Origin of the sequence: Streptomyces sp. HUAS 31 (assembly GCF_028198125.1) — a bacterium.
GTDB classification, from domain to species: domain Bacteria; phylum Actinomycetota; class Actinomycetes; order Streptomycetales; family Streptomycetaceae; genus Streptomyces; species Streptomyces chartreusis.
In genome coordinates this window covers 110,985-136,954 of record NZ_CP116353.1, presented here as the reverse complement: position 1 = coordinate 136,954, position 25,970 = coordinate 110,985, and the positions used below count along the sequence as shown (strand labels likewise).

The 25,970-nt window shown below is 66.9% G+C and carries 29 protein-coding genes and 3 pseudogenes; 20 read left to right on the top strand and 12 right to left on the bottom strand.

All coding sequences use genetic code 11. The features are described 5' to 3' along the window. Window positions 1-118 precede the first annotated feature (118 nt). Window positions 119-1,000, top strand: a complete 882-nt coding sequence (locus PGH47_RS00635; RefSeq protein ID WP_271661685.1) for a GNAT family N-acetyltransferase — start codon at window positions 119-121, stop codon at window positions 998-1,000. A 51-nt stretch (window positions 1,001-1,051) separates the two neighbouring features. Here the strand turns inward: PGH47_RS00635 and PGH47_RS00630 are convergent, their stop codons facing one another. From PGH47_RS00630 to PGH47_RS43200, 3 genes are all read right to left on the bottom strand, one after another. Further along, window positions 1,052-1,933 (bottom strand): alpha/beta fold hydrolase, encoded by an 882-nt coding sequence (locus PGH47_RS00630; RefSeq protein ID WP_271661684.1) that lies wholly within the window; start codon window positions 1,931-1,933, stop codon window positions 1,052-1,054. A gap of 761 nt (window positions 1,934-2,694) precedes the next feature. Next, entirely contained in the window at window positions 2,695-3,276 is a 582-nt protein-coding gene (locus PGH47_RS00625) for a GNAT family N-acetyltransferase (protein ID WP_271661683.1), read from the bottom strand. Between the two features lie 962 nt (window positions 3,277-4,238). Beyond that, window positions 4,239-4,619, bottom strand: coding sequence for a Na+/H+ antiporter NhaA (locus PGH47_RS43200; protein ID WP_443048459.1), 381 nt, complete (start codon window positions 4,617-4,619; stop codon window positions 4,239-4,241). Window positions 4,620-4,787: 168 nt separating this feature from the next. On the opposite strand from PGH47_RS43200, the gene ctaD reads away from it, so the two are divergent. From ctaD to PGH47_RS00600, 5 genes are all read left to right on the top strand, one after another. Beyond that, on the top strand, window positions 4,788-6,419 hold the full coding sequence (gene ctaD, locus PGH47_RS00620) for an aa3-type cytochrome oxidase subunit I (protein ID WP_271667937.1): 1,632 nt from the start codon (window positions 4,788-4,790) through the stop codon (window positions 6,417-6,419). A gap of 236 nt (window positions 6,420-6,655) precedes the next feature. Beyond that, window positions 6,656-7,108 carry a DUF5709 domain-containing protein gene (locus PGH47_RS00615; protein ID WP_271661682.1) on the top strand — a complete coding sequence of 151 codons (453 nt, stop codon included), beginning with the start codon at window positions 6,656-6,658 and terminating at the stop codon, window positions 7,106-7,108. A gap of 403 nt (window positions 7,109-7,511) precedes the next feature. Then, window positions 7,512-8,111 carry a sulfite oxidase-like oxidoreductase gene (locus tag PGH47_RS00610; protein ID WP_271661681.1) on the top strand — a complete coding sequence of 200 codons (600 nt, stop codon included), beginning with the start codon at window positions 7,512-7,514 and terminating at the stop codon, window positions 8,109-8,111. After that, on the top strand, window positions 8,081-8,827 hold the full coding sequence (locus tag PGH47_RS00605; RefSeq protein WP_271661680.1) for a ferredoxin reductase: 747 nt from the start codon (window positions 8,081-8,083) through the stop codon (window positions 8,825-8,827). The genes PGH47_RS00610 and PGH47_RS00605 overlap by 31 nt, the downstream gene beginning before the upstream one ends. Window positions 8,828-8,837: 10 nt before the next feature. Continuing rightward, the gene (locus PGH47_RS00600; protein WP_271661679.1) at window positions 8,838-9,134 is read left to right on the top strand and encodes a DUF6510 family protein; all 297 of its coding nucleotides are present in this window, start codon (window positions 8,838-8,840) and stop codon (window positions 9,132-9,134) included. Between the two features lie 22 nt (window positions 9,135-9,156). Here the strand turns inward: PGH47_RS00600 and PGH47_RS00595 are convergent, their stop codons facing one another. The 3 genes from PGH47_RS00595 to PGH47_RS00585 form a co-directional block, all read right to left on the bottom strand. After that, window positions 9,157-9,753, bottom strand: a complete 597-nt coding sequence (locus tag PGH47_RS00595; protein ID WP_271661678.1) for a YceI family protein — start codon at window positions 9,751-9,753, stop codon at window positions 9,157-9,159. A 321-nt stretch (window positions 9,754-10,074) separates the two neighbouring features. After that, window positions 10,075-10,569, bottom strand: a complete 495-nt coding sequence (locus tag PGH47_RS00590; protein WP_271661677.1) for a substrate-binding domain-containing protein — start codon at window positions 10,567-10,569, stop codon at window positions 10,075-10,077. Between the two features lie 552 nt (window positions 10,570-11,121). Then, window positions 11,122-12,039 carry an NADP-dependent oxidoreductase gene (locus PGH47_RS00585; RefSeq protein WP_271661676.1) on the bottom strand — a complete coding sequence of 306 codons (918 nt, stop codon included), beginning with the start codon at window positions 12,037-12,039 and terminating at the stop codon, window positions 11,122-11,124. Between the two features lie 242 nt (window positions 12,040-12,281). On the opposite strand from PGH47_RS00585, the gene PGH47_RS00580 reads away from it, so the two are divergent. Together PGH47_RS00580 and PGH47_RS00575 are read left to right on the top strand one after the other, a co-directional pair. Further along, a complete protein-coding gene (locus PGH47_RS00580) occupies window positions 12,282-12,722 on the top strand; it encodes an LmrA/YxaF family transcription factor (protein WP_271661675.1) in 441 nt (146 codons plus the stop codon). Between the two features lie 28 nt (window positions 12,723-12,750). Further along, the gene (locus tag PGH47_RS00575) at window positions 12,751-13,377 is read left to right on the top strand and encodes a TetR/AcrR family transcriptional regulator (RefSeq protein WP_271667936.1); all 627 of its coding nucleotides are present in this window, start codon (window positions 12,751-12,753) and stop codon (window positions 13,375-13,377) included. 162 nt (window positions 13,378-13,539) lie between these two features. On the opposite strand, the gene PGH47_RS00570 is transcribed toward PGH47_RS00575, so the two are convergent. Further along, window positions 13,540-13,911, bottom strand: a complete 372-nt coding sequence (locus PGH47_RS00570) for a GNAT family N-acetyltransferase (protein WP_271661674.1) — start codon at window positions 13,909-13,911, stop codon at window positions 13,540-13,542. Between the two features lie 180 nt (window positions 13,912-14,091). On the opposite strand from PGH47_RS00570, the gene PGH47_RS00565 reads away from it, so the two are divergent. The 5 genes and pseudogenes from PGH47_RS00565 (at window position 14,092) to PGH47_RS00545 (ending at window position 17,226) form a co-directional block, all read left to right on the top strand. Next, window positions 14,092-14,460: a GNAT family N-acetyltransferase gene (locus tag PGH47_RS00565; RefSeq protein WP_271661673.1), complete on the top strand. Its 369-nt coding sequence runs from the start codon at window positions 14,092-14,094 to the stop codon at window positions 14,458-14,460. 167 nt (window positions 14,461-14,627) lie between these two features. Further along, window positions 14,628-14,933, top strand: a complete 306-nt coding sequence (locus PGH47_RS00560; protein WP_271661672.1) for a DUF427 domain-containing protein — start codon at window positions 14,628-14,630, stop codon at window positions 14,931-14,933. 382 nt (window positions 14,934-15,315) lie between these two features. Beyond that, entirely contained in the window at window positions 15,316-15,795 is a 480-nt protein-coding gene (locus PGH47_RS00555; RefSeq protein ID WP_271661671.1) for a peroxiredoxin family protein, read from the top strand. 168 nt (window positions 15,796-15,963) lie between these two features. After that, a pseudogene (locus tag PGH47_RS00550) lies at window positions 15,964-16,414 on the top strand (NAD(P)/FAD-dependent oxidoreductase); the annotation flags it as partial. Window positions 16,415-16,635: 221 nt separating this feature from the next. After that, window positions 16,636-17,226 carry an NADP-dependent oxidoreductase gene (locus tag PGH47_RS00545; protein WP_271661670.1) on the top strand — a complete coding sequence of 197 codons (591 nt, stop codon included), beginning with the start codon at window positions 16,636-16,638 and terminating at the stop codon, window positions 17,224-17,226. 319 nt (window positions 17,227-17,545) lie between these two features. On the opposite strand, the gene PGH47_RS00540 is transcribed toward PGH47_RS00545, so the two are convergent. Both PGH47_RS00540 and PGH47_RS00535 read right to left on the bottom strand, forming a co-directional pair. Beyond that, window positions 17,546-17,887 (bottom strand): GNAT family N-acetyltransferase, encoded by a 342-nt coding sequence (locus PGH47_RS00540; protein ID WP_271661669.1) that lies wholly within the window; start codon window positions 17,885-17,887, stop codon window positions 17,546-17,548. Window positions 17,888-17,941: 54 nt separating this feature from the next. Further along, window positions 17,942-18,547: a sigma-70 family RNA polymerase sigma factor gene (locus PGH47_RS00535; RefSeq protein ID WP_271667935.1), complete on the bottom strand. Its 606-nt coding sequence runs from the start codon at window positions 18,545-18,547 to the stop codon at window positions 17,942-17,944. Between the two features lie 987 nt (window positions 18,548-19,534). Between PGH47_RS00535 and PGH47_RS00525 the strand changes: the two genes are divergently transcribed. Both PGH47_RS00525 and msrA read left to right on the top strand, forming a co-directional pair. Further along, on the top strand, window positions 19,535-20,449 hold the full coding sequence (locus PGH47_RS00525) for an NADP-dependent oxidoreductase (RefSeq protein WP_271661668.1): 915 nt from the start codon (window positions 19,535-19,537) through the stop codon (window positions 20,447-20,449). Between the two features lie 226 nt (window positions 20,450-20,675). Then, window positions 20,676-21,176, top strand: coding sequence for a peptide-methionine (S)-S-oxide reductase MsrA (msrA, locus tag PGH47_RS00520; protein WP_271661667.1), 501 nt, complete (start codon window positions 20,676-20,678; stop codon window positions 21,174-21,176). Between the two features lie 19 nt (window positions 21,177-21,195). Here the strand turns inward: msrA and PGH47_RS00515 are convergent, their stop codons facing one another. Next, window positions 21,196-21,735: an NADPH-dependent FMN reductase gene (locus PGH47_RS00515; protein ID WP_271661666.1), complete on the bottom strand. Its 540-nt coding sequence runs from the start codon at window positions 21,733-21,735 to the stop codon at window positions 21,196-21,198. On the opposite strand from PGH47_RS00515, the gene msrB reads away from it, so the two are divergent. The 4 genes and pseudogenes from msrB to PGH47_RS00495 all read left to right on the top strand — a co-directional run. Further along, entirely contained in the window at window positions 21,734-22,204 is a 471-nt protein-coding gene (gene msrB / locus PGH47_RS00510) for a peptide-methionine (R)-S-oxide reductase MsrB (protein ID WP_271661665.1), read from the top strand. The two genes, PGH47_RS00515 and msrB, sit on opposite strands and share 2 nt — an antisense overlap. Before the next feature lie 131 nt (window positions 22,205-22,335). Further along, the gene (locus PGH47_RS00505) at window positions 22,336-22,665 is read left to right on the top strand and encodes a hypothetical protein (RefSeq protein ID WP_271661664.1); all 330 of its coding nucleotides are present in this window, start codon (window positions 22,336-22,338) and stop codon (window positions 22,663-22,665) included. 200 nt (window positions 22,666-22,865) lie between these two features. Further along, window positions 22,866-23,333: pseudogene (locus tag PGH47_RS00500) on the top strand (Dyp-type peroxidase); the annotation flags it as partial. Further along, window positions 23,306-23,532 (top strand): annotated as a pseudogene (locus PGH47_RS00495) (encapsulin); the annotation flags it as partial. The pseudogenes PGH47_RS00500 and PGH47_RS00495, both read left to right, overlap by 28 nt. A gap of 133 nt (window positions 23,533-23,665) precedes the next feature. Here the strand turns inward: PGH47_RS00495 and PGH47_RS00490 are convergent. After that, complete coding sequence (locus PGH47_RS00490) at window positions 23,666-23,905, bottom strand: hypothetical protein (protein ID WP_271661663.1); 240 nt, start codon at window positions 23,903-23,905, stop codon at window positions 23,666-23,668. A gap of 151 nt (window positions 23,906-24,056) precedes the next feature. Next, window positions 24,057-24,701, bottom strand: a complete 645-nt coding sequence (locus PGH47_RS00485; protein WP_271661662.1) for an RraA family protein — start codon at window positions 24,699-24,701, stop codon at window positions 24,057-24,059. A 382-nt stretch (window positions 24,702-25,083) separates the two neighbouring features. Between PGH47_RS00485 and PGH47_RS00480 the strand changes: the two genes are divergently transcribed. Beyond that, the gene (locus PGH47_RS00480) at window positions 25,084-25,839 is read left to right on the top strand and encodes an HAD family hydrolase (protein ID WP_271661661.1); all 756 of its coding nucleotides are present in this window, start codon (window positions 25,084-25,086) and stop codon (window positions 25,837-25,839) included. Window positions 25,840-25,970 lie beyond the last annotated feature (131 nt).

Genomic DNA, 25,970 nt, shown 5'->3' with positions numbered 1-25,970 from the left:
CGTCCGCGTCATCCCCGGACCGGCACCGTCGACGAGGAGGTGTGGAGCACATGCGCAGGAGTGCCCAGCAGTTCAGCCCGCGTACCGACCCTTGCCACCTCCTCAGGACGGAGACACCTTGTCGCTTCGCATCACCCCACTGACCGACCCCGACGACGGGCCGCGCAGCCGATCGCTCGTCTGGCTGGCGTCCGACGCCGCTTCCATCCCGCTCGGGACGGCCTTTCTACGCCTGCACACCGATCCCGGACAGAAGCACCTGGCCGAACTGACGCTCCAGGTCCATCCCGCCGAGCGGCGCAAGGGCGTCGGTTCCCGGCTCCTCGATGCTGCCGTGGCAGCCGCCAGGGACGTCGGCCGACGCTGCGTCTTGGCGCAGGCCGACGCCGGATCGCCCGGCGACCGCTTCCTGGCGGCGCTCGGGTTCCGCAAGGTCCTCACCCTGCGGTTCTCCCGCCTGCCACTTGCCGACGTGGACACCGCCGCTCTCACCGAGATCATCGAGCGACCGCATACGGGCTACCGACTGGCCCACTGGCAGGGAACCGTTCCCGACGACCTGGCCCACACCTTCGCGGCCTCACGTCGTGCCATGGACGACATGCCCATGGACGACACCGACTACGGCACCGTGACGTGGGACGTGGACCGGGTCCGGGCCGTGGCCAAGGTCGTCGAGCAGCGCGGCGACCATCTGCACACCGTCGTCGCCATCGAGACCGTCACCGGTTCGATCGCCGGATTCACCGAACTCGTCATTCCGGGTGACGGCACGGGCGATGCCCAGCACTACGGCACCGGCGTACAGCCCGAACACCGGGGCCACGATCTCGGCCGCTGGATGAAGGCCGAGTCGATCCGGCAGGCGCGGGGGGACTATCCGAACCTTGGCGGTCTTCTGACCGACACCGCCGACAGCAACACACACATGAGGCGCATCAACGACGGCCTCGGCTACACACCCACGCACACAACACACCAGCACCAGCTCGACCTCTAGCGGCGCACGGGCGGGCCGGACGAGGACATCAACTCGACCGGCCCGTCAGTGTCAGCCGGTATGGCCCTCGATGGCTTCGAGGAGTTCGGGCCAGAGAGCGCGTGGGCGGTCGTGGCCCATGTCGGGGACCAGGAGGAGTCGGGCGCCGGGCACCAGTTCTGCGGTGCGTCGCCCGCCGCTGGGGTCGATCAACGTGTCGTCCACGCCGTGGATCACCAGCGTGGGCACGCGGAGTTCGCGGAGGGCGTCCGCGCGCGAGCCGCTGAGGATCATCGCTCCGAGCTGTCGGCCGATGCCGGCGGGGTAGTAGGCGCGGTCGTAGCTGTCGGCGGCCAGCTCACGCAGCACCGTGGCGTCGCCGTGGCGCTTGGAGGCCCACACCAGCTCGTTCGCGGCCGCCGCGACGTAGCCCCCGCGGTCTGCGGGCTTCGGGCCGAACAACACCGCCTGCGCTTCGGGGCTGGGCTGACCGTAGTTGCTCTCGCCGGTCGAGGACATCATGGACGTCAGGGTCAGCACCCGCTCGGGGTGGGCGATGGCCATGGTCTGGGCGATCATTCCGCCCATGGAGGCGCCGACCACGTGGGCGCGTTCGAGGCCGAGCGCGGTGAGCAGTCCGAGGGCGTCGTCGGCCATGTCCTGAAGCCGGTAGGGCACCATCGCGAGCGCGGCGGGAATATCGCCCGAGCTCACGGCGGCGATGAACTTCCCCATGTCGACGGGGTGATCGTCGAACCTGGTGGACAACCCGCAGTCGCGGTTGTCGTACCGGATCACATAACGCCCGCGGTCGGCCAACGCACGGCAGAAGTCCACGTGCCAGGCGAGCATCTGGGCACCGAAGCCCATGACGAGCAGAACGGGGCTGTCATCGGGGTCGCCAAAGGTCTCGTAGGCGATGGACACCCCGGGCGACACGTCAATGATCGGCATGCGGGGAGCATGCCATGATCGGCGTGCGGGACACACCCGGATTATCCCGTGTGACCTGCAGCGTGCCCTTGAAGTAAGCGGCGCCGACTGTGAGGTTGAACGAGGCTCGGTCTGCAGCTGCCGCGCCGGGTGCGCCGGCCAGCGTCGGTCCCGCGACGGTCGCGAGGGCGGCTGCGATTACGGTCATCCTGGATGCTGTTCGCCCGATGCGTGGACGCAAGGCAACTCATCCAGTTGTGGGAACGCTGTCGCCGGGGGCTTCCCCTCGGTGCGAGGTGGCAGTCATGCCAGATGTCGAGGCACGCGCAGCCGTCGGGGTCAACGGGTAAGCGGTCGTGCGGGCTTCGGTGTGGTTGCGGATCATCAGAGACCGCCCTGTCGGGGCACCACCCCGGATCGATCTCGGCCGGCAGCCACGTAGTCGGCGAGGGAGTATGCCGCCGTCACCTGCTCGACCGTGGAGGCCATGTTCTCTCCCTCCAGGTCCGCGCAGCCGAGGCCACGTGGAAGGGCCCAGTCAGCGTGAGTGGGCGGATGGCGTGATGCGGTTGCTGGTGACGATGCCGATTAGGACGAGCCGGTCGGTGCTGGCGCCGCGTGGACGGTGGGCGGCCAGCCAGGCAGCCTCGTTCCCACTTGTTGCAGGCCCAGGTGTCGCCCGCGAAGTGTGTTGTCGGGCGTACCTGAGGCTGTGTGCGCGTCCGAACGGTAGCGCCCCACGGCCGACGAGCCCGCGGTCGCCTCGGGGGGAAGGAGGAAGGTCAGGTCGGGAGCGTCGGCAGGTCGAGGTCGCCTTTGCGTAGCCGGAAGACCTGCAGGGTGAGGCCGTAGTACTTCTGCGTCTCTCCGACCCACTCCATGCCTACTCGCCGCGCGGTCGCGGTGCCCCTTGTGTTGCGAGGCCGCACGACGGCGAACACTTCGTCGACGCCTTGAGTGAACGTGTAGTGGGCGACGGCATGACCGGCCTCTGTGGCCAGCCCGTGGCCCCAGTACGCGGGGGCCAGCTGCCAGCCGATCTCCAGGTCGACGCCGTCCGGCGGGAGCGGCAGTACGGCGGCTGCGCCGATGAGCTCGCCGTTGTCCGCGAGTTCGACGGCCCAGCGGCCTGCGGGTACCTCCAGGACGGAGCACTGGTCGATCCACTGCTTGAGGACCGCCGACATGGCGGATTCGTCAGCCACGGCCTCCATGGCGGGTGCCAGCCACCGCGAAACCTCGCTCCGGCTGTACACGGCGAGAGCTGCGGCCGCGTCCTGCAGCGACCACGGCCGCAGGACGAGCCGGTCCGTGCGGATGCGCATTCCGTCGACGGTCACGTGGTGCTGTTTGGGCTTGGCCATAGGGGTGATCTCCGGCTTTCGGTTCCGTTTCCCGCCGACGCTGCGGTGCTTGCTGCAGCACTGGTGGCGCCCGTGTCCCGGGGCGAGGCACGACGGGCAGCCCCGTCTGGGCCCATTCAACACCCGTAACCTGTGGCCGAAGCGCTGTCCCGACGCGTGGTGGACGCGCTGTAGATGGTGCATGGATGCGCGTGGTGGCTCAGTGCCCGAGACCTCGTCGCGTGAAGCATCAGGCGGTGTCACGGTCCGCAGCAGCGCCCATCTAGCGCTGCGAAGTGAGCCAGGCAACCCGTCGCTGTGCTCTCCACGTCCAGTTCGATCGCCGCGGCGTGGTCGGACAGGTCGGACAGCGTGAGGCTACCCTGGCGGGAGAGGAGGAGTTCGTGTATTTGCCAGCAACCCTGGCGTGCGGCCCCTCGGCACAGGCCGCGTTCGGGTGAATGTCGGCGAGAGGCAGGTGCCGCCACACTTGGCGCACGGCGTCCGGGCCGCTGTCCGGGGCCTGAATCACGCACGTGGTCCTGTGCCGGGTCGACCGGCACGGCCAGTTCCACGATGGCCTCGGCTCTGCCCGATGCGACTGGTAGGTCGCGCATGGTTGGGGCAGTGGGCCGACGGCGCCACTGGTGACATGACTTTGGGCGAACGAGACAACGACGGCGCCCAGCACCCCGCCTTGGCCTCGTCGAACTCGGCGCCGCTGAAGGCGCATAGGGCGATAGGCGGCGAGAGGGTGTAGCCGACGTTGACGAGGAGGCCACCGCAGGCGAGCGACCGCGTCCCACCCGGCCGGGGGCCGGACGCACCCCCGGCTTGGGCCCAATTGCTGCAGCCGTTGGGCCCAGGCTCGCGAGTGGCCTGCCTGCCACGTACGCGACGAAAGACGCCGAGGCTGCTGGGGGACGTGGCCACCCAGGATCGGCCGTGATCCCCGGCACTCGCCAGCGAGAACAACGGCACCACTACGTAACTCTCTCCCTGGGGCGGAAGAGCCGCCGTATGAGCTCGTTGGGAGAGAGGCCCGAGGCGAGGCCTGTCGCACTATGCGCGCGGCCTCGGGGGTGGGCTGCTCGCGGCAGAGGCGCGAGAGAGACCGCTGGTGCGCTCCAGGTTGCAGTGGGAGGCGGAGCCGATATGCCGAAGGCGGGGTCCGTGGCCATGGCCGCTGCCCAGGGTTGCGCTGACGAGTGCCCCACATTGGAGGCGAGGCAGATCCCGATCGGGACGAGCATCCCGTTCACCCTCGCGGTGAGCGAGAGCGCGAGGCGCTTGTGCCCGTGCAGCTCGCCCATGCCGAAATCGCGGCAGGCCTCCAGGCCGACCACCAAGAAGAACACGGTCATGATGCCGCGTCACCCAGAGCCGTCCCGCCGGGTCCTTCACCCGCGGTAGACGGCGCATGTATGCCGCGGTGCTTGATTGGCGCTCATGGCACGGCGGGCACATGGCCGGGGCCCCCGATCAGACGCACGGAGGCGAAGGTGGCGGAAGTACAGGTGGCCGACAGGGCCATGGAGCGGCGACAGAGCGCAGGCGCGGGCATGGCGGTGGTGGAGTGGCTGACCACCACCGACCACAAGAGGATCGGAACGCTCTACCTGACTACCTCGTTCGTGTTCTTCCTCGTCGGCGGCACCTTCGCCCTCGTCATGCGCGCCGAACTCGCACGCCCGGGCATGCAGTTCCTCTCCAACGAACAGTTCAACCAGGCCTTTACCGCGCACGGCACCATCATGCTCCTGATCTTCGCCACCCCCCTGTTCGCAGGGTTCGCGAACTGGATCATGCCGTTGCAGATCGGCGCCCCGGACGTGGCCTTTCCCCGGCTGAACATGTTCGCCTATTGGCTCTACCTCCTGGGCTCCCTGATCGTCCTGTCGGGATTCCTCACCCCCGACGGCTCCGCCCACTGGGGCTGGACCGGCTACGCGCCCCTGTCGAGCGCCCTGCGGTCGCCCGGAGTGGGAGGCGACCTGTGGATCATGGGCCTGGCCCTGTCGGGCTTCGGGACGATCCTCGGCTCGGTCAACTTCATCACGACCATCATCTGCATGCGCGCGCCCGGCATGACCATGTTCCGCATGCCGATCTTCACATGGAACGTCCTGCTCACCGCGGTCCTGGTCCTTCTGGCCTTCCCGACCCTGGCAGCAGCTCTCCTCGCCCTGGAGGCAGACCGGAAGTTCGGCGCGCACATCTTCGACGCGGCCAACGGCGGGCCACTGCTGTGGCAGCACCTCTTCTGGTTCTTCGGTCACCCCGAGGTGTACATCATCGCCCTGCCGTTCTTCGGCATCGTCACCGAGATACTGCCCGTGTTCAGCAGGAAACCGGTCTTCGGCTACATGGGCCTGGTCGGGGCCACGATTGCCATCGCCGGCCTCTCGGTGACCGTCTGGGCCCACCACATGTTCGTCACCGGCGGAGTCCTGCTGCCCTTCTTCGCGTTCATGTCGTTCCTGATCGCCGTGCCCACGGGCGTGAAGTTCTTCAACTGGATCGGAACGATGTGGAAGGGGTCCCTGTCCTTCGAAACTCCCATGCTGTGGGCCATGGGCTTCCTCGTAACGTTCCTCTTTGGCGGGCTGACGGGCGTTCTGCTCGCTTCCCCGCCCCTGGACTTCCACGTCTCCGACTCGTACTTCGTCGTGGCGCATTTCCACTACACCGTCTTCGGCACCGTGGTGTTCGCCATGTTCGCGGGCTTCTACTTCTGGTGGCCGAAGTTCACGGGCAAAATGCTCGACGAGCGGATCGGGAAGATCCACTTCTGGACCCTCTTCGTCGGGTTCCACTGCACGTTCCTCGTACAGCACTGGCTGGGCGTCGAGGGAATGCCGCGGCGCTACGCCGACTACCTGGCAGCCGACGGGTTCACGGCTCTGAACACCGTGTCGACGATCGGGTCCTTCCTGCTCGGCGCTTCCATGCTTCCGTTCCTCTACAACGTGTGGAGGACCTCGCAGTACGCGCCACGCGTGGCGGACGACGACCCCTGGGGATACGGCCGCTCGCTGGAATGGGCCACCTCCTGCCCGCCCCCGCGGCACAACTTCCTGTCCCTGCCCGCGATCCGCTCGGAGTCCCCGGCGTTCGATCTGCGCCATCCCGAAGTCCGGGCGCTGGAGCGCAGCGGGCGCTGACGTGGCCGGACCGATGCCCTACCGGTCTCCGGACAAGCCCGGGCCGCGGTCGGCGGCATTCGGTCCGGCCGGGTAGCCGGGGCGGCGCGCGAGTGACCGTCGCCCGGGCGAGGAACCCGCGCCGGATCGGCGACGTCGCGTAGATGCCGCGTCCATTCCAGGACGCTTGGATGAGGGGATTCACGCCACCGCAGCAGGGTGGCGTGGGAGAAGACGAGACGGTACGGGAGACCCTGATGACGGCAGCAGACGACGCTTCGGCCTTGAGTGATCCAGCAGACTTCAACCCCTTGAGCCCCGAGGAGGAGTACGACGAGGACGAGTTCGGCGTAGACATTCTCGACGAGGGGTATTCGCCGCCCGAGAGGCCACTCGGCGTGTCCGAGTGGGGGCTGACCGCCAGGGAGGGGACCTCCCACGAGGACTTGGCCCACCGGCTGAGGCGTGAGGTCCCCGAATTGAGCGCGCAGGATGACGGGGACGGACTCGGGGACACCGTCGACACCGACGGGGAACTCCTCGACGACCAGGTCGGCGACGAGCGCGCAGGCCGCCTGATCGGCTGGGATGCGGACGGAGACGTGGGCTTCAACGACGACTACACGGCCCGGGACGTCGGCATCGACGGCGGCGCAGCCTCAGCGGAAGAGGCGGCCATTCACGTCGTGCCCGAGCGCGATGTCGAATGACAGCAGTGCCGGGCGGCCGCAGGCGATGGTGGGCCGTTTGGCTCGTGATCGCCGTCCCCTGCCGACAGCAAGCACGAGCTGCCACGCACCCCGGACGCCTGTTGCTGCGCGGACCCCGGCCAGGGACTAGCATGCGGAAGAGGTGGCCTGGGCCGTGTGCGAGGCAGTCGAGACGCCGGCCGGCGATCTCGGCACCGACCCGAGCGCCTTCTACAAGAGCATCGTCGACGCGCGGAAGACTGCGCGTCCGGCCAGTGGCGCGAAGCCACCTTGACGGACTGACGCGGGCCCGGCCCGCGGCCGATACCTGCACGAGACGACAGGTAAGACGACCGCACCTGGCGACGCCAACCACATCACAGACCCCGCACGCCTCCTGCTCGACCGTTAAGGACGCCCAGAAATGACGATCATCTCTCGCGGTTTCCACGGGCGCAGAGCTGCCCCCGAGAAAAAGCTTCCGCCAGGCCAGTATGAGACCGACGGCTTTCCCGTACTGTCAGCCGGCCCCACGCCCCGCGTGGCCCGCGACACGTGGGAGCTGTCCGTCACCACGGAAGTCGGGAAGCGTTACGTCTGGGACTGGTCCGCTTTGACTGCGCTGCCGGCGGACACCCCGACCGTGGATCTGCACTGCGTCACCAAGTGGTCCAAGTTCGACACTCGCTGGCAAGGGGTGTCCCTGGACGTCCTGCTCGCCGAGGTCGAGACGGCGGCCGACTACGCCCTCGTCTCCTCCCACGGCGGGTATACGACCAACCTGCCCCTCGAGGACCTCCTCGACGGCAAGGCGTGGATCGTGTACGGGTACGACGGCGAGGACCTCACTCCCGAGCACGGAGGCCCTGCCCGGCTGCTGGTCCCGCACTTGTATCTGTGGAAGTCCGCCAAGTGGGTCCGCGGCATCGAATTGCGCGATGATGACACTCCTGGGTTCTGGGAGAGCGCCGGCTATCACAACTACGGAGACCCATGGCGAGAGCAGCGGTACTGGGGAGACTAGGCGACCGACTGCGCTGGACGGTTGCCGAGGTGACAGGACGGCACGTCGAGTCGCCGACGGCCGTCACTCTGACATTGGACGTGCCGGGATGGCCCGGCCATCTCGCAGGTCAGCACGTGGACGTCCGCCTGACTGCAGAGGATGGCTACAGCACCCAGCGCAGCTACTCCATTGCGTCGGCCCAGGACGGCACACGCCTGGAGCTGACAGTGCAGCGAATCGCCGACGGCGAGGTCTCGCCCTACCTGGCCGACGAACTGGTGCCCGGCGACAAGCTGGAGCTGAGGGGCCCGGTCGGCGGCTGGTTCGTATGGCGGCCGGAGCAGCAAGAGCCGGTCCTTCTGGTGGCCGGAGGGTCCGGGCTGGTGCCGCTGATGTGCATGATCCGAGGCCGACAGGCCGCCGGCAGCCGGGTCCCGTTCAGGCTGATCTACTCGCTGCGCTCACCACAGGAGCAGCTGTACGGCCCCGAGATGCAGCAGGGCGCACCCGGGCTGGACGTGACACGCATCTACACGCGGCAGGCTGCACAGGGGGCCGCGCGCCCCGCAGGCCGCATCACACCGGAGGACCTGGCGCGCCACGGCTGGCCGCCAGACTTCGAGCCGCTCGTCTACGTGTGCGGCCCCACGGGCTTCGTCGAGAAGGCGGCTGCCTACCTGGTGCTGCTCGGGCATGCTCCCGAGCGTGTGCGAACCGAGCGCTTCGGCGGCTGAGGAGGCCGAGATGACATCGCAGAACGAGGCGCCCCCCGGCGTCGGCGAGACCTACGTGGACGGCAACGCTCTGGCCGGACCGCTCGCTGAAATCTTCGCAGTGGACCTGACCGCGGCGACCAGTCGGTGCGCGCACTGCGGTTGCACCGGGCCCGTAGCCGGACTGCATGTTTATGCGCAGGCCCCGGGACTAGTCGCCCGGTGCCAGGACTGCGAGCAGGTGATGATCCGCCTGGTGAGCACAGTGGGCACGAGCTGGCTCGACATGCGCGGCGTCACCGTAGTGTCGATCCCTACGGGGGGCTGACCCGCATTCGCACCTCCACGGTTCAGGGCCACCACCGGATGGGTTGCTGCTTTATGGCCGAGACCTCGAAGAGCAGCTCGACGTCATCGCCCGCGAACCAGCCGCTGGCTTCGACGCCCGGGCTCCGTAGAGGGCTCCATTCCGAACGCTTCAGTATGGAGCGCCCCGCGACAGCCACACGTTCTGCGCCCTGCGGTCCTGGTGCGCGCTCGCGGCGCGCCGCGTCGACAACGAGGGGATGCGTGATGCCCCTGAGCGACAGGTTTCCGACAAGCCGGAACAGACCCGCATCCTGGACTTCGGCCGAAAAAGACCAGAACGATACGAGCGGGTGCCGCCGGGCGTCGAGGAAGGCTGCTCCGCACAAACGCGCGTCCCGTTCCTCTGAACCGGTGTCGAGACTCGACGCCGTCGCGTATACCGCAAACGCTGTTCGCTCAGGGCGCTCCCGGTCCAGGGTGAGCGTGCCCGCCACGTGCTTGAACACGCCGCGAATGCCGGTGGACGCACGGCTTCGGGCGCGGAGAGTGACGCTGCTGTCGTCCGGGTCGATGAGATAGATCGCGATGCCCCCAGCAGGCTGCACCGAGCGCGACTGGCTACCTGTTCCGCTGGTCATACCGGCCTCCATCATCTGTCCGACGTCGTTGATGAATAGCGGCGCACGCCTACAGAACCCTTACCGGCAGTCGGCCCCGAAAAAGGCAAGCGTGTGTGGTGAGGTCCAGGAGTCCTGTGTGCTCCGGTCAGAGGGCTTTGAGGAAGGGGACAGCCGCAGAATTCTCGGTGCATGAATGTGCGGTTGATGGTGCCCCTGCGTGACGGCAGCGAAGGGGAGGGGAGAGAAGGCGAGCCTGTTCGCCGATGGACAGGGCGGATTGACCCATGGCGGTCAGCCGGGGGTGGGAGAGGTCTGCCTATTCGAAGTCGTCGAACGATGCTAGGGCCAATCCACCGGGACCTTCAGGCCGGCATTGCGCAGAGCGCGCATGGCGCCGATGTTCATGCGACTGCTACCCGCGACCAGAGCCGTGGGCGGTTCAGGGACGGACAGGAGTTGTCCGAGCGCGACCTCTGCTCCGACCTCACTCGAATCGCCGTTGGCTTCGTGGTCCGGGCGGACTTCGTTGCCGTTGAGGCGCAGCCCTAGCTGGTAGCTGGCGCTGTGCTCGACGGTGGTGAGGCGGGCCCGTCCGGTGATCACGGCGATGCGCGTGTGTCGGATGGACGCCAGGTGATCCACGAGGACTGCGGTAGGTTCGGTGATCTCGACGGCGACCTGGTCGATGTCGGCGGGAACGAATCGATCGATTGCAATGACGGGGACGTCGACCTTGTTGGCGCAGCAGATGGCCGGAGCGCCGTCACAGGAGGCAGCCAGGATGATCGCGCTGACCCTGCGGCGCAGCAGTTCGCTGACCCCCTTCACTTCCATGTCCGCTTCGTCGTGGGTGTCCGCCAGCCCGAATAGCCGGCGGCCGAGGCACGACGGTCGATGCCGTGAACGACGTGACTGAAGGACGAGTTGGACGGGGCGATGCCTGTGCTCCGTATCCGGTGCTGTACAGGACGCGGGCGACCGGATCGGGTAACCGGTCTCGGCGACGGCATCCAGGATGGTGCACACGTCGCCTGCGCGATCGGCCGGGTCTTGTTGAGCACGTGCGACACCGTCAACACGGAGACGCCTGCCCGACACACGATTACGTCCAGCCCGAGCTGCCTGTGTTCCACCTGTGTCAAGAGCTGCTCGGCGAATGTGGATTTCCCGGCGCCGGGTTCTCCGACGGTGCCGAGCAGCGTCCGTCCGGTGGCGCTGAGCCGTAGGGCGCGCCCGACGAGGGCATCCATAGAGGGTGTCCGTACAGCGGTACCGGCAGAGCGAGCGGTACCGGCCGTATCGGGCGTCCAGAGTCGGCGCTAGTGAGAGCGAGTGCGGGAGAACCCGTAGCACTGTGTCCCAACCCGTGGACGGTGCTGCGTGTCCTTATGGAAGAACGCGGATGATGGTCTTCCCCTTGACCCGCTCGGTCGGGTTGAACGCGGCAACGGCGTTGTCAAGGGACGACACGGTGCCGATGTTCGTCCGCAACCGTCCGTCCCGCACGCGCTGGACGATCTCACCCAGCTGGGCGCGGTCGGGCTCGACGACGAAGTCGATCGCGAGACCGTCGGCGGGCCGGACCTCGGGCGGCCCTGCGATGGTCACAAGAGTTCCACCGTCCTGAACGAGACCGGCGGACTGCCTCGCCACGTCTCCACCGAAGACATCGAAGACAAGATTGACCCCACCGATGTCTTCCAGCTTGTCCTTTTCCAGGTCGACGAACTCCTGAGCGCCGAAGTCGAGGGCCGTCTCACGATGGGCTGCACGGCCCGTGCCGATGACGTGTGCGCCGGCCTCACGCGCCAGTTGCGTCACTACCGAACCGACTCCGCCGGCCGCACCGTGCACGAGGACGCTCTGCCCCGCTTGCAAGCGGCCGTGCTGGAACAGCCCCTGCCACGCGGTCAGGCCCGAGATCGGCAGGCTCGCGCCCACCGTGAAATCGACGTCGCCCGGCAGCGGTGCGAGATTGCGGGCCTCGACGGCTGCGTACTCCGCCAGGGTGCCGTCGCGAGTCCAGTCCGTGAGCCCGAACACCCGCTGCCCCACCGACAGCCCGGTCGTGCCGTAGCCGAGGGCCGCGACCACTCCAGCCAGCTCATGTCCTGGGACCGACGGTGTCCGGTCACGGCCGAGGCGGTCGGTCCACGACGAGGGCCAGGTGAGCTCATCCGGGGTGAATCCCGACGCGTGAACCTCAACGAGGACGTCGTTGCCTGCAGGAGCCGGCTTGGGCCGCTCGACCAGCGTCATCCCCGCCGTTCCCGCGGCCAGATCTGTCACCACAATCGCTTTCATCGCGCACCTTTCCCAGTCGAGTCTTCGTCTCCGCAGCATCTTCGCTCGGTCAGCACTTAGCGGCATCAGGTCCGGGCCTCTTACCTCGGCCAACATGCACATGTGGTGTGGACCCGTGCCCGAACGGGCCCAATCCGTGGCCTATCCGTGGGGCTCGCCTTGCCTGGTTGGCAAGAAGTGGACGAAATAGTCCAGAGACTGGCAGGGTGTCCGGGTGTTGTCCCACTGGTCAGGAGGGATCGATGAGGACGCACTTCGCGGAAGTTCTGGCGCGTGAGAGCGCTTGTCTGGCCATGGTCACGGACAGGGCAGAGCTGGTTGGCTGGCGCCGCCGGGTGGTCGAGGAACTCATGACCCCGTCGTCGCCGTATGCGTTGGCGTTGCGTCAGACATGTGACATGCGCGCCCGGGCCGACTTCCTCGATCAGTGGCGCGAGCTCATCGCCGAGACGGTCGAACGGTTGGTGCGGTCCGGCACCACGGGGGACAGGCGCAGTACGTCAGACCAGGATCGAGGAGTGGATGTCGATGCCCAGAAGACCGCGGTGCTGATCCTTGCGGCACTCCAGGGAGGCTGCGCCCTGAGCCGGATTGCCCAAGACCCTCGGCCGCTCAACGCGGCGCTCGACCTCGCGCTCGTGCCCTTCGCGGCAACCTGGGGCAACCTCCCGGAGGGGGAGTAGGCGGCCCGATAAGTACCATGAACCCGTGATGACGACCGCTGACTCGCACAATGGCAGACGCCTGACGGCGCGCGGTGCAAAGACGCGAGCAAGGATCGTTGCCGCGGCGGCCGACCTGATGTATGTCAAGGGAGTCGGGACTACCACGCTCGACGATGTGCTGGCGGCGAGCGGAGTGAGCAAGTCGCAGTTGTACCACCACTTCGACGGTAAGGATGCGCTCGTGCGAGCCGTCGTCGACCACGTGGGGGAACACATCATCGCGCGCGAGCGCAGGGCCCTCGGTCGTGTCTCCACGATCCGGGGCCTACGGCGATGGCGTGACGCGCTGGTGCAGAACAGCGCCCTTCAGCACGGCGCCTACGGCTGTGCGCTCGGGTCACTCGCCACCGAGGTCTCCGATCACGACGCTCTCGCACGCCAAGCCCTCTTCCAGTTGTTCACCGAGTGGCAGGGCCTGTTGGCGGGCGTGCTGCAACGGATGCGGGATCGCGGTGTGCTTCCGCCCGAGGCGCCGATCGACCAGCTCGGGACCGGGCTCATGGCCGCACTCCAGGGCGGCTACATGCTGGCCCAGACGGCGCGCGACGTCACACCGATGGCAACGTCGATCGACATGGCACTGGCACACATCGAGAACCTGTCTGCTGGTTGAGTTCAGCACAAACCGAGCCGCAGACGAGGACTGTGGCTCGGGCCCGAGATTCAAGTGCCTTGTCGTCGTAACATCAACAGGCCCGCCACAAGCGGCACAGTCTTCAGTTGATGACTGGGCGGGCAATTCCCGATCCGGGAGGGCGGGTGCCCCTGGGGCGCTTCAGTGCCCGCTGGTTGTGTCTCGCGCGGTGTGCGTGGCGATGAAGGCCGAACGGTTGACGTCGACGGCGTCCTTCCAGTCCGGGTGGGCTTCTACGTAATCGGCGACAAAACCGCAGTAGATGCCAATTCTGGCCTGGCCTTGACTCTGACTCAGGTCTTCCAGGGCGTAGCGCGCCATGGCCGATGCGATGCCCTGGTGTCGTTGATCGTGGTCTACGTACGAGTGCGTGAGTGAGAAATGTCCCCCCGTGGTCTCGTAGGCCAAGGTGCCGACTACCTGGCCGTCGATCAGTGCCTCGTAGAGACGGGTGGTCTCGTCCTTGCGTACCTCAACGGCGGCCGGTGACGGCTTCATGTTCTCTTCTCGCATCGCTCGCTCGTCTCCAGTCTGTGGCCTGCCGGATCTCGCCAGGGCCACTTGAACGGACTATCTAGTCCAACTTACGCTACACAGGCTTTGCTGTACTGGGTGAGAGTGATCATACGTGGACCCTAGAGTCCCAAATGGAGGAGTCTGAATGAGAGTAGTGGCAGAGAGCGGAGTGACTCGATGAGCGACGAAAAGCAGGTGCCGGTGGACGAGCAGTTGATCGACAACGTCGATCTAGGGCGCTTTGAGCTCTACCGCGACGACGACCTGGTCGGCTGGCTGTATTGCACCCACTTGAAGCCCAATCGGTATGCCCTTCGGCACACTGAAGTGGAGTCGAGTCATCAACACCAGGGGGTCGGGGGCGCGCTGGTGAGGCAGGTGCTCGACGAGATCCGCTCTCGTGAGGGCACGATCACCGCGATCTGTCCGTTCGTGGTCGACTACCTCTCGCGTACAACCACCTATGCCGATCTCGTCGACCCCCGACACCCGGGCTACTCCGATCGCGCTGCCGCCGAGTCGGCACAGGCGAATGCCGGTGGTTGAGAGCGCCCGAGGACAGGTCTTCCCGTTGCCCAGGTGGCGCCGAAGCACAGGTAAGAGGCGGGGCACCACCCGACACTAACCTCTGGTCGAACACACGGGTGTGCCTTGGCTGCATCAATTGACCGGCGGTCGGGATCCAGGCAAGGGAATCACGAGGGGAAAGAGTCATGAAGGCACTGGTTGGCGACAGCGTAGTGGCGGAGGCTGCGAGCGACGCAGTCGTCCGCATTGAGGGAAACACCTACTTCCCACTGGACTCCGTCACGGTTGACGCGCTCCGTGACAGCCCGACCCCGTACACGTGTCCCTGGAAGGGGAGGGCGCAGTATCACGACGTCGTGGCCGGCGAGACGGTGCTCAGGGACGGGGCATGGTCCTACCCGAACATCAAGGGGTCGGCGGTGACTCGTGTGGGTCGCGACTTCAGCGGCTACGTCGCCTTCGATGCACGCGAGGTCGTCATCGAGAACTGACACGGATGCCGGTCGGCTCCTGGTGAGCGTCGGTACGGGGTTGACCGGCATCGACTGGCCGCCAGGTCGGCCTCGGCCCTCGTTCCCACCTGCTCGGGGGGACCCATAGGGAGCCGTCCACGCAGGACCTCGTGACGGTGAAACGTGCTTCGCCGGTAAGAATCGGGGTTTCCGGGCGCGCATATGGACAGGTGCAGCGTGCCGGTCCGAGCGTCGGCGCCTGCAGCCGCGGCCCGAACTGCCGAGGGGGCGGCCGATTCGGCAGCCTTCGTGGCGATCCGGATCCCGCCGCCGGAGGCATCACGCTTTAGCAGCGCGTCCGATCGGGTCCGAAAGATCTGCTCCGCTTCATATCGAGATGCAGTGTCATGAAGGAGAAACAGTGGGCCTGTTGAACGCCGGTGCCGAATTTCCTGCCCTGAGGGTCAGTACCGTCGGAGGCGGCACCGTCGACATCCGCCAACAACTCGCCGGTAGCTTCGGAGTTGTCCTCTTCTACCGCGGTTCGTGGTGCCCCTACTGCACCGCGCAACTAAGGGCCTTCCAGCGGGCGAGCGACCGATTCGCGCAGGCGGGAATCAAGGTCGTCGCGCTCTCCGTCGACGAAGAGGCCACGACAAAGGGGCTCGTGGAGAAGCACAAGCTCACCTTCCCGGTGGGGCACAGCGCCGACGCCCACGCGATCGCCGAGGCCACCGGCGCCTTCGTCAATGACGATCCGGTGCACCTGCAGTCGACGGGTTTCGTACTGGCCCCCGATGGCACCGTCATCACTGCGGTCTACTCCAACGGGGCGATCGGCCGGCTCGTGCCGGAGGACGTCCTCGGCTTGGTCTCTCACATCAAGGAGCGCATGGGCTGATCGCACAGGATCGGAGCGTCAGCCGGTTCAACGAGCAGTGGTAGGGGGCTGGTTGACTGACGGTGTCGCGCTCGACGCCGAACGCGGGCGCGAGCGAGGGCAATTCCCTGGCCGCGGGGCGATGGGGTCCCGATCCGTGCCGGAGCGATCTGGTGGATCTACGAGCGGATGCGGGAGATTGTGATCGTCGGTGGTGGCTATGCAGGTTTCCACACTGCCTGGTGCCTCGAGAAAGCACTCCGCAACGGCGAGGCACGGGTCACGGTCGAAGACCCACGCCCCCTACATGACCTACCAGCCCTTCCTGCCAGAGGTGGCGGCCGGATCGGTCGAGGCACGTCACGCCGCCGTGTCATTACGGAGCCATCTGCGTCGTACCCGACTGATCGCTGGTTCGGTGACCGAGATCCGCAACGCCGATCGGACGGTTACCGTTCGGCCAGTGGACGGCGGTGAACAGCAACTGCGTTACGACGTCCTCGGGGTCGCCGTCGGCGCTGTGACCCGTACGTTCCCCATTCCCGGCGTTGCGGCGGTCGCCATTCGCGACCGGTTGATGACCGCGTTCGACCGAGCGGGGTCGCTGCTCCGGGGCCCTGAGCGGCGCGAGCTGCTCACGGAGCGGCCGAACAACAGGGAGTAACCGGGGGCAAGTTGAGCGACCATACGACCGATGGGCTCCTCGCCGGCTAGTCGGGCCACGACGCGCAGGACGGTACCGGTGCCCCAGCGGGAAGTGAGCGCAGTGCCGCCCGTCCTGGACGCCAGGTCTTTGGCGAAGCCCCGGCCGGTGCGGCCTTCGGGAGCGAGGGCTTCGGACGTGAGGGATACAGCTGCGGCATGGGGGAGCCTAGCGGCAAGCTCCACGACTTCACGACGGGCGCGGCAATCGTGATGCCTGGCCTGACCGCGTGGCAGGGCCTTTTCGAGCACGGCCGCCTGCGAGGGGGGCAGAGCGTCCTCGTGCACGGTGCGGCAGGCGCGGTCGGATCGATGGCATGCCAACTCGCGCGTGAGGCCGGTGCCTACGTCATCGGCACCGGTCGTGCTGCAGGGCGCCAGAGGGCGCTCGACTTCGGCGCGCAGGAGTTCGTCGACCTCGAGAAGGACAAGCTGGAGGACGTCCGCGGGGTCGATCTGGTCTTCGATGTCTTCGGTGGAGACATCGGGACGCGGTCCGCAGGTGTGATTCGCGCCGGAGGAACACTGGTGACGGTCGCCGGCCCGCCGGAGGCTCGGCCCGCCAACGGCCTTGCGATCGACTTCGTTGTCGAGCCCAATCGCGCCCAACTGGGTGAGATCGTGCAGCGGGTACGGGACGGACGGTTGCGTACGAACATCGGCAGTGTGGCGACCCTCAACGACGCCGTCGCCGCGTTCAACCCGACCGAGCGGGTCAAGGGAAAGACGATCATCCGCGTACGGCCATGAGATGCGGGGACTGCTCAAGGACGGGCTTACGGCACCAGCGAGCCGCTGCGGCACGTGAACAAATCGCTGTTCCTTGGGGCGCCGTGTTCCGTGTGGCGGAGCTCCTGCATCCGGAGTTCACCGAGGTCGGCGACTTTTCCGGAGCTGTTCTCGCCCCGGGCATCGTTCATCTGACCTACTTCGGCGACAACCAGGGCCGCCGGGGCTGGCGGAGTTCGCTGTGGCGGTTGGCGGAGACGGGCTGCGTGTGTGCTTCCACCAGGGCGCGTTGGCCGCCCGAGTTTGTGGGCCGCCGCCGATCAGGGCGGCGGCCGAGGAGTCAGCTGTTGGCCGCCCAGATGCCGGGATGGGTGGGATCAACGACGTCGGCATACTTGACGCTCTGCGTCATGAACTGGGCGACGGCAGGACAGTGGATCGTGGCCTTCTGCCGCCTCTCCCGCAGGTCGTCAAGGACCACCTGAATGAGGATCTGGGAAAACCCCCGGCCACGACAGACCTCGTCGACCTCTGTATGGCCCAGTACCCGCCGTTGCCCGACGATGCGGTACGACAGAGTTCCTACCTGCGCTCCGTGCACGTAGAGCACATAGTGACCATCCGTCGGTTCGTCGACGACCCGGACATGCTTCGCACTGTCGTCGAACAACACCTCGGTCATGACATCTCCCTTCGCGCGAACACACCGGATCCCCGTCCATGGGACGGGCGACGGTCACGATGCCTGGGGCCCTTCCTCGCCGTATTCAGGCAGCAGCAGGCTGCGCAGTTGCTTTCGGCCGCGATGGATGCGGGACATGACGGTGCCCACGGGGGTCCCCATCAAGTCCGCGATCTCCCGATAGCTGAAGCCCTCGACGTCCGCCAGATACACCGCCGTCCGGCGAACCGGAGGGACCAGGTTGAGGGCCGCCTTGAGGTCTGGGCTGGGCAAGTGAGCCAGGGCAGCGGATTCCGCGGAGGCGAACGCCCGGTAGCGGGATGCGTCGTGTGGCGGCATTAGTCTTTCGTCGGCGTCCGCCACGAGGTATTGGCGCGGCCGGCGCTGTTCCTTTCGGTACGCGTTGATGTATTGGTTCACGAGTATTCTCCGCATCCACGCGCCGAAATTCGTTCCAGGACGGTACTGATCGAACGACGCATATGCCCTCATGTAGGCGTCTTGCACAAGGTCCTCTGCATCGGCCGGGTTTCGCGCCATCCTTCGAGCGGCGGCAAGCAGGGATTGCCGATGTGCCAGCGCGTCCTGCTCAAAACGAGCGCGGCGTTCCGTGCTGCTTTCGTTCTGTGCCCCAGGTGTGGGGTCTTGAGGGGGAGACATCGCCACGTGCCCCTCCTCTCTCCGTCTCATTGATACGTCAGCCGTTGATGCATATGGGCGTACTGGACGCCGGTGACAATCTGTTCCGGCATTACTGGGTTGGCGGCCCCATGAGCTTCGGTTCTTACTGGCCGGGAGCTCGACGTCACCAGGTGTCAACCTTGGCATGGCAGTTGGCCTGAGTGCGCGAGGGGTTCTGGCTGCGGTCCGCGACGGCGAGTAGACGCAGAATCGATCCCCGTGGGTCTTTCTTGAACCGGGTGGTCCGAGGGTGTGCACATCGCTGGGCTCGAAATGGGACGGAGAGACACGCCCCGGGTCGAGAGCAGCAAGGAAACCGGAAGGGGAGTGCCGCTGAGGAGTGGTTCACCTCTCCAACTTCCCCACAGGGGCATCGACCCTGCATAGATGAGCTGTAGACCAACGCAGCAATAGCATTTGCGGAGTTGGTCTTGTCCCGGACGAGAATTCGGAGGACATTGTGAACAGTGCTGAACCTACGGTGCAACAGGATGCACAGGGAGCGCTATTCGAGGCCATCGCGTCTCAAGCACGACAGCAGGCGGAGCATAAGGATCATGGAGCGGTCGCGGCGGCCTTGAAGGACCTGGCAGAGGCCTATTCCTGGGCTGCGAACCAGCACGAGAGCCCGGGCGACCATTGAAGGTTGCCACCCATTCAAGGGCCGATCTCTCACCCCGAACATGGCGTGGAGCGATGCCCTACACGCTGATTCAAACGTAGGAGAGATGATGTCCGGAGGAACTGAAGACGAGTGGGGCCTGCACACGCCAGATGCGGTCCTCCACACGGGAACGGAAGAGTTGCCCGACCCCGAAGATGTCGTACTCGCATCTGGCCACGACATCACGCCGGAGAGGCTTGAACAGGCACGCCGCCTTCTCGAAGAAGAGAGTGCTGCCGGTGTGGAGAGGTTGCTCCCTTGAAAGAGCACCGCTCCGGCGTGCACCGCGTTAAGGAGGAGCAATGAAAGCAATCGGAGTCACCGCACCCGGGGAGACGGACGTCATCCTCCTCGACCTGCCCGAACCTCCGCCGCCCGTTGCGGGCCAGGTAGTCATCGAGGTCGAGGCCGCCGGCGTAGGCCCTTGGGACCGGCTGCTGAACACGGGCGGCTGGGACGTCGGTCTGCAACCCCCCGCTGCACTGGGCGTCGAGGGCGTCGGCCGGGTACGCGCCGTCGGGCCCGGTGTCCAGGGGATCTCGGTCGGTGACCGTGTGGTGGCGCATGAGGCGCCTCTGCCGGGCGGCAGCGGCTTCTGGGCCGAGCAGGTCCTTGTCACCGCCGCACACACGGCCCCCGTCCCCGCCGCACTGGAACCCGTCGAGGCGGCCGCACTCCCCGTCAACGGCCTCACCGCGGTGCAGGCTCTGGAGGCGCTGGGACTCACCACAGGACAGCGCCTCCTGATCACCAACGGGGGCGGCAGCACCGGCGCCTTGGCCATCCAGCTGGCGGCGGCGGCCGGCGTGGAGGTGACGGCGACAGCCTCGCGGTCCGCCGCGGAGCGCCTGCGCGGATTCGGAGCGGTCGAGGTCGTCGACTATCACGACCCGGCATGGCCCGACCGAGTACAGGCCGGGTTCGATGCCGCGCTCATCGCCGCGCCCGGCACGGCAGAGATAGCCTTGCCGCTCGTCCGTGACGGCGGGCAACTGTGCTCGCTGACGTCCGACGCGCCGGGTCCTGAGCGAGGCATCACCAGTACCGATCTTTACGTACGACCTGATGCCGCGCAGCTCACTCAGCTCGCAACCAACCTCGCACAAGGACTCCTTCGCCTTGCTCCCGAACCTCTGCCACTGACGGACGGACCGGGCGCGTACGACCGGGCCACCGCGGGGCGGACAGCAGGCCGCAAGCTGGTGCTCGTCCCCTGAACCGGCCTGTGCTTGTCTGGCACCGCGTTGGCGTCGGGGCGGCACGTGACGTAAGGAGTCCGCGAGTCGCGCAGCCAACCATCGTGGGCGCTGCACGACCGCTGTCACGGTGCCCAAGCCTGATGACACCGTGTCGGACGGGGCCCGGCCGGGGCCGTAGAGCACGATCGACGCGCTCTGGCCCGTCGGGTCGAGACGACGGATTTCACAGGAGGACATCACGGAAATGGCATACCAGAGAGCGATTCTGGCGGGCGGGTGCTTCTGGGGGATGCAGGAGCTCTTTCGGGCGCTGGACGGCGTGGTCTCGACGCGTGTCGGCTATACGGGAGGTGAGACCGCGAACCCGACCTACCGCAACCACGGCAGTCACGCGGAGGCCATCGAGGTCACCTACGACCCCGCCCGGACGGACTACCGAGCACTCCTCGAGTTCTTCTTCCAGGTACACAACCCCACCACGCTGAACCGGCAGGGCAACGACGTCGGCCTCAGTTACCGGTCGGCCATCTTCTATCTCGGTGAAGAACAGCGGCGCATCGCCGAGGCCACGATCGCCGCGGTGGACGCCTCGGGCTTGTGGCCTGGGAAAGTAGTCACAGATGTGATGCCGGCCGCTGCCTTCTGGGAGGCCGAGCTTGAGCACCAGGACTATCTGCAGCGCTATCCGAACGGATACACCTGCCACCGCATCCGTCCTGAATGGCGGCTGCCCAAGGCGTCGTAAGGCGCCCACGAATCGGGCCTCACGCAGCCGTAGCCGTCTGAGCCTTGGCCTCACGGACCCCGCGCAGTGCGGTGGACCAGGCGATCACCTGGTCGAGCATGCCGGCCCCGGTGGTGTCGAGGCCATCCAGAGGGACGAAGGTGACGGTCTGGAACGAGGGACGTATCGCGATGGTGGGCTGGGCTCGGACCGTGGCCACCTGGAGTTCGGCAAGGACGAGCCTTAGCGCTTCGGCGGCCCGGGCCCCGGCGCCCCAGCCGCCGAAACTGATGATCCCGGCAGCCTTGTCGTTCCACGCCCCGTAGACGTAGTCCAGGGCGTTCTTCAGCGCTCCAAGGTTGGAGCGGTTGTACTCCGGGACGAGGAATGCGTAGCTGCAGATGAGTGAGCTCCAGGCGCGGGTGTGGTCGTGCTGGCGCCGGCGGCGGGCTCTAGCACGGCAATTCTGCCTGCCGTGCTCTAGTGACGTGTATGTCCCGTCGTGAGGTAAGGGAGCAATGGCAGGTGACGCGAAATCCCAGAAGGGCTGATGCAACCTCGATGTCTGGGAGGTACCCATGCCGGAATTCACGAAGAGCCCAGAACGCCTCGCGCTGCTCACAGAACTGCAGTACCGCGTAACCCAGCAGGACGAGACGGAGCCTTCCTTCGCCAACGCCTTTTGGGACAACAAGGCCCCCGGTATCTATGTGGACGTCGTGTCGGGAGAGCCCCTGTTCTCCTCCGCGGACAAGTACGACAGCCGCACGGGGTGGCCCAGCTTCACCAAACCGCTGGAGTCCGGCCACGTCGCCGAGCGGCCCGACACGAGCCACGGGATGGTCCGTGTCGAAGTCCGGTCGGTGAACGGAGACAGCCATCTCGGACACCTGTTCCCCGACGGACCCAGAGACACTGGCGGACTGCGGTACTGCATCAACTCGGCCTCCTTGCGCTTCATCCCCGCAGGAGAACTGGAGAAGGAGGGCTACGGCCAGTACCTGAGCCTGTTCCAGACGCCGGAAGAGAGCGCTGCCGAAGCCGAGTGAGCGGCCGCACAGGTGGTCCGTGCTGCGGCAACGCCACTCCGCTCTGCCGACACCTGTCTGCGCAGCCACCTGCCCCTCAAGCACCAACCTAGGTCGCAAAGGCCTGTCCGAGCCCATGGGAGGTCCCTGCAGTGAACAAGAAGCTCAACGGCGTATCAGCCGAAGACGGCGCACCGGTGCAGGCGGAGGAGATCCCTGTCGCCCTCACCGCAGGCCGTTTCGTCTACAGCGACGGAGCGACGCAGACATTCGACTCCGACGGCACCACGCGCTACGTCGAGGGCGGGCGGGATACCGAGGGAACCTGGGCCGTCGACGACACCGGCCACTTCTGCTCATTCTGGCCGCCGTCCTACCGAGCCTCCTACGACCTGCGCTGGATGGTGGAAGGGGGAGAGGCCGTCGGCCTCCGCTTCGCGGATCTGCGAAGCGGAAGTCGCTTCGACGGTCGATACCAGTGAACTCCGGACACGCGCCGGGGCGAAGAGCGGTCTCCCGGCGCCCCACTGCCGCGGCTGCGCTTCGAACAGCAGTCACCGGCGGGCCTCCACGAGCCTGGGCGACGCCGCGAGACCTCCATCCGAGGCCGTGGCGGCCGTGCATGCCGGCCCCTCACAGATCAGGCAGTGAGCACAGGTGATCGCCGGGAGAGGGAGGGCACATGGCCGACAAGACGTCGGCACCGATGCCGCAGACGGTTCTGTGCCCTCTCACCAGCGCGGCGATCTTTCTCGTCGTCACGGTCGACCCCAGCGGCGAAGCGGTGACCCACGACGTACTGTCCGACCTGAACTCCTTGCAACAGGCCGTGAGCTTCCGCGCCGAACCCGAGGGCAGGCTCAGCTGTGTCACCGGTATCGGCTCACAGGCGTGGGACCGGCTGTTCACCGGACCCCGCCCCGCGGAGCTGTACCTGTTCCGCGAGCTGAACGGTCCGGTGCACCGTGCGGTGTCGACGCCAGGCGACCTGCTCTTCCATATTCGTGCCGCACGCCTGGACCTGTGCTTTGCCTTCGCTTCGGAGATCATGAGCCTGTTGGGGAAAGCGGTGACGGTACGCGACGAAGTCCGCGGGTTTCAGTGCTTCGACAAACGTGACCTGCTCGGCTTCGTGGACGGGACATCGTCTGGGCGCCCGCCATCGACGGCGCCTTCCTGCTCTCCACTCGGGCGGCGACTTCGAGATGCGCATCGGCCAGGACGTGTCGATCGGCTACCTCTCCCACGATGCGAGGAGCGTGACCCTGTACTTGGAGGAGACACTCACGTTTCTGGTTCACACAAGCGAGGCGGTGGCAGCCCTCGTGTCGCTGCCGACCGACGGCTGACAGGGGGAGTAGCGCCGGTCGGTCGGCAGCAGGCGGTGTGTCAGCGAGGCGACAGCGGCCATCGCGGCGTTCAGCCTGGCTGGAGTGAGGACCCGTTCAGGCGGGTCAGCGGGTGTGGCCCGGCAGCGCCCGGTCACGCCTCCAGGTGTTCGGAAAGTCCCGGCCATTCGTCCGGCCCACCTCCCTGCCACTCGATGAACTCACTCTCCTCGACCCCGATCCGATCGAGGCCGGCAAGCCGGAGAATCTCGATGACGTCGTCCAAATGGGAGGCAACCCCCAGGATTTCGTCGCACTCGGTAACCCGACGGGAGCCGTCCAGGGCCGGGGTGTGCACCACGATGTGCGGAAACCGGGGCGATATCTGCGCCATGACCAACCTCGATGTTGCGGAAGCGCTCGGAACGGGGCCCATGTGGGCCCCAACAACAGGCACTTGCGAATGGATCGTGGGCGATGAAGAGCCGACCTCGCCGTGCGCTCGGGCTGTGCACCCCCCGGCGTGCATGCGCCCCGGGTGCACCTCATCCGTTCGGCCGCGGGCTTTCGGCAGTGATGATTCTGGCTGCCTCGGCCTCCTCGGCTGCAATGTCCTCCGCGATGTCGAGGACCCGATGCAGGCTCGCCGAAGGGATCACAACGCCGCCGGCGCTGTCCATGTGGACGTAGTCGCCGGGGCTCACGCACACGCCGGCAACCTCGACGGTCACTCCGTACGCATGCGGCATGACCGTGTCGCCGCCCCAGCGGACCGCTTCTCCCATGCACCAGGTGGCGAAGCCGTACGCGCGCAGCTGGTCGAAGTCTCGCAGGCGGCCGTCGGCCAGGACGCCGGCGAGGCCGGCGCTGTGCGCCCTGGCCAGCTTGGTGCCCCCGCCGTGCGACACGTCGGGGTGACCGCCGCTGGAGAGCACGAGCACTTGGCCCGCGGTAGGCCCTCGCCCGAGGGCCCCGTAGAAGTAGTGCTTGAAGTCGTAGCCCGCTTCTTCCAGGTCCTCGCGGTATGGCAGGAAGGAGATGGTGGCCGCGGGCCCGAAGAGAGGACGAAGAGGATCGGGGCTCTGCATGGCAGGAAGGTGGGCCCGGTGACCGTGGACCCGGCCCACGGCATCGACGAGCGTGGCACATCCCAGGCATGCCGCCCTCGCGGCCAAGGCGTCGTCCTCCATCGGCTTCCTTTCGAAGAGCTGCCGGCCCCGCCCGGTGGGGGAGTTGGGCATTGCCCGCCCGCTGAAGGGTCCGGCAGTGGCGTGGCTGGGCATGTATGTCAGCGCCTTTCCGCACGATGTTCTTACCGCCAGGTCCCTGTACCGGTCGGCGTCGAGCCGCAACGTCCTCGGGCCCGGAGTGTCAGAGCGTCTTCACCTCATCTACCTCGCGTCGGCCCCATCGAGCCTGGCCGGCGGTGCGATGCAGGACAACGGCCAACAGAGCCGGCAGTGGACGCCGGTTCGTGTTTCCGGCGTCCACCGGACGTCTACCGGTGTTCCGTAGTGCCGGCACGCGGGCAACACGGGGCGTATTAACGGCACTTGAGAGGAAGTTGACTCTGTGACGCTTGGTCTGCCTGCCGGGATACGGGCCTGTCTCTTCGACCTTGACGGCGTGATCACCGAGGCGACCTCCTTGCACGTCGCTGCGTGGAGGGAGGCCTTCGACACGTTGTTGCACCAGTGCGAGGACGATGGATTCGGCCCCCTTGTTACGGATACCGACTACGGCGATTTCATCGACGGCCGGCCGAGCGCCGACGGTGTGAGGTGCTTCCTGTCTTCGCGCGGGATCGAACTGCCCGACGGCAGCCCCGACGACCCTCCGGGCCCGGACACCGTGCACGGCCTGGTCCGCCGGAGGAACGGCCTGTACGAGGCCTGGACCCGCTGGCAGGGAGCCGAGGTGTGCCGGGACACCATTGCCTACGTCATTGCGGCCCGTGACCGCAGGCTGCTCACCGCTGCCGTCGAGTCCAGCGCCAACTGCCGCGAGATCCTGCAGGCGGCACAGGTGGAGACGCTTTTCGACGCGTGGATCGACGGCGTCGTGGCTGCGAGTCGCAATCTGCGCGGCAAGCCCTACCCCGACATGTTTCTGACAGCCGCCCGCGATCTCGGCCAGAACCCTGCTCAGTGCGCGGTCTTCGAGGACGCGCAGGCAGGCATAGACGCCGGACGTTCGGGCCACTTCGGGTGGGTGGTCGGTGTGGCCCGGACAGGCCGGGCCGACGCGCTGTACGCGCATGGCGCCGACGTGGTCGTCAAGGAGCTGAGAGACCTTGCCGGCACGCCTGAACGGCGCCAGCGGCCGTGATCGGCCCGCCGCCCTGAACCGTCGTACCGCTGCGCCCTGGTCACTGAGGGAGAGCGAGTCGAGGGCTGGAAGCAAAAGAGGACCTTGAGGTCCATTCCGAAACATGCTACGGTCCGCGGAGGTAACCTGGC

What these genes read in the sequence shown, in the direction of transcription:
- PGH47_RS00585 (WP_271661676.1), bottom strand. Translation starts at nt 12,039, where the DNA reads ATGAAAGCGATTGTGGTGACAGATCTGGCCGCGGGAACGGCGGGGATG.
- msrB (WP_271661665.1), top strand. Translation starts at nt 21,734, where the DNA reads ATGCCGGAATTCACGAAGAGCCCAGAACGCCTCGCGCTGCTCACAGAA.
- ctaD (WP_271667937.1), top strand. Translation starts at nt 4,788, where the DNA reads ATGGAGCGGCGACAGAGCGCAGGCGCGGGCATGGCGGTGGTGGAGTGG.
- PGH47_RS00630 (WP_271661684.1), bottom strand. Translation starts at nt 1,933, where the DNA reads ATGCCGATCATTGACGTGTCGCCCGGGGTGTCCATCGCCTACGAGACC.
- PGH47_RS00575 (WP_271667936.1), top strand. Translation starts at nt 12,751, where the DNA reads ATGACGACCGCTGACTCGCACAATGGCAGACGCCTGACGGCGCGCGGT.
- PGH47_RS00580 (WP_271661675.1), top strand. Translation starts at nt 12,282, where the DNA reads ATGAGGACGCACTTCGCGGAAGTTCTGGCGCGTGAGAGCGCTTGTCTG.
- PGH47_RS00605 (WP_271661680.1), top strand. Translation starts at nt 8,081, where the DNA reads ATGGCGAGAGCAGCGGTACTGGGGAGACTAGGCGACCGACTGCGCTGG.
- msrA (WP_271661667.1), top strand. Translation starts at nt 20,676, where the DNA reads ATGGCATACCAGAGAGCGATTCTGGCGGGCGGGTGCTTCTGGGGGATG.
- PGH47_RS00485 (WP_271661662.1), bottom strand. Translation starts at nt 24,701, where the DNA reads ATGGAGGACGACGCCTTGGCCGCGAGGGCGGCATGCCTGGGATGTGCC.
- PGH47_RS00570 (WP_271661674.1), bottom strand. Translation starts at nt 13,911, where the DNA reads ATGCGAGAAGAGAACATGAAGCCGTCACCGGCCGCCGTTGAGGTACGC.
- PGH47_RS00515 (WP_271661666.1), bottom strand. Translation starts at nt 21,735, where the DNA reads ATGGGTACCTCCCAGACATCGAGGTTGCATCAGCCCTTCTGGGATTTC.
- PGH47_RS00535 (WP_271667935.1), bottom strand. Translation starts at nt 18,547, where the DNA reads ATGTCTCCCCCTCAAGACCCCACACCTGGGGCACAGAACGAAAGCAGC.
- PGH47_RS00565 (WP_271661673.1), top strand. Translation starts at nt 14,092, where the DNA reads ATGAGCGACGAAAAGCAGGTGCCGGTGGACGAGCAGTTGATCGACAAC.
- PGH47_RS00525 (WP_271661668.1), top strand. Translation starts at nt 19,535, where the DNA reads ATGAAAGCAATCGGAGTCACCGCACCCGGGGAGACGGACGTCATCCTC.
- PGH47_RS43200 (WP_443048459.1), bottom strand. Translation starts at nt 4,619, where the DNA reads ATGACCGTGTTCTTCTTGGTGGTCGGCCTGGAGGCCTGCCGCGATTTC.
- PGH47_RS00615 (WP_271661682.1), top strand. Translation starts at nt 6,656, where the DNA reads ATGACGGCAGCAGACGACGCTTCGGCCTTGAGTGATCCAGCAGACTTC.
- PGH47_RS00490 (WP_271661663.1), bottom strand. Translation starts at nt 23,905, where the DNA reads ATGGCGCAGATATCGCCCCGGTTTCCGCACATCGTGGTGCACACCCCG.
- PGH47_RS00600 (WP_271661679.1), top strand. Translation starts at nt 8,838, where the DNA reads ATGACATCGCAGAACGAGGCGCCCCCCGGCGTCGGCGAGACCTACGTG.
- PGH47_RS00560 (WP_271661672.1), top strand. Translation starts at nt 14,628, where the DNA reads ATGAAGGCACTGGTTGGCGACAGCGTAGTGGCGGAGGCTGCGAGCGAC.
- PGH47_RS00610 (WP_271661681.1), top strand. Translation starts at nt 7,512, where the DNA reads ATGACGATCATCTCTCGCGGTTTCCACGGGCGCAGAGCTGCCCCCGAG.
- PGH47_RS00595 (WP_271661678.1), bottom strand. Translation starts at nt 9,753, where the DNA reads ATGACCAGCGGAACAGGTAGCCAGTCGCGCTCGGTGCAGCCTGCTGGG.
- PGH47_RS00540 (WP_271661669.1), bottom strand. Translation starts at nt 17,887, where the DNA reads ATGACCGAGGTGTTGTTCGACGACAGTGCGAAGCATGTCCGGGTCGTC.
- PGH47_RS00545 (WP_271661670.1), top strand. Translation starts at nt 16,636, where the DNA reads ATGGGGGAGCCTAGCGGCAAGCTCCACGACTTCACGACGGGCGCGGCA.
- PGH47_RS00625 (WP_271661683.1), bottom strand. Translation starts at nt 3,276, where the DNA reads ATGGCCAAGCCCAAACAGCACCACGTGACCGTCGACGGAATGCGCATC.
- PGH47_RS00590 (WP_271661677.1), bottom strand. Translation starts at nt 10,569, where the DNA reads ATGGAAGTGAAGGGGGTCAGCGAACTGCTGCGCCGCAGGGTCAGCGCG.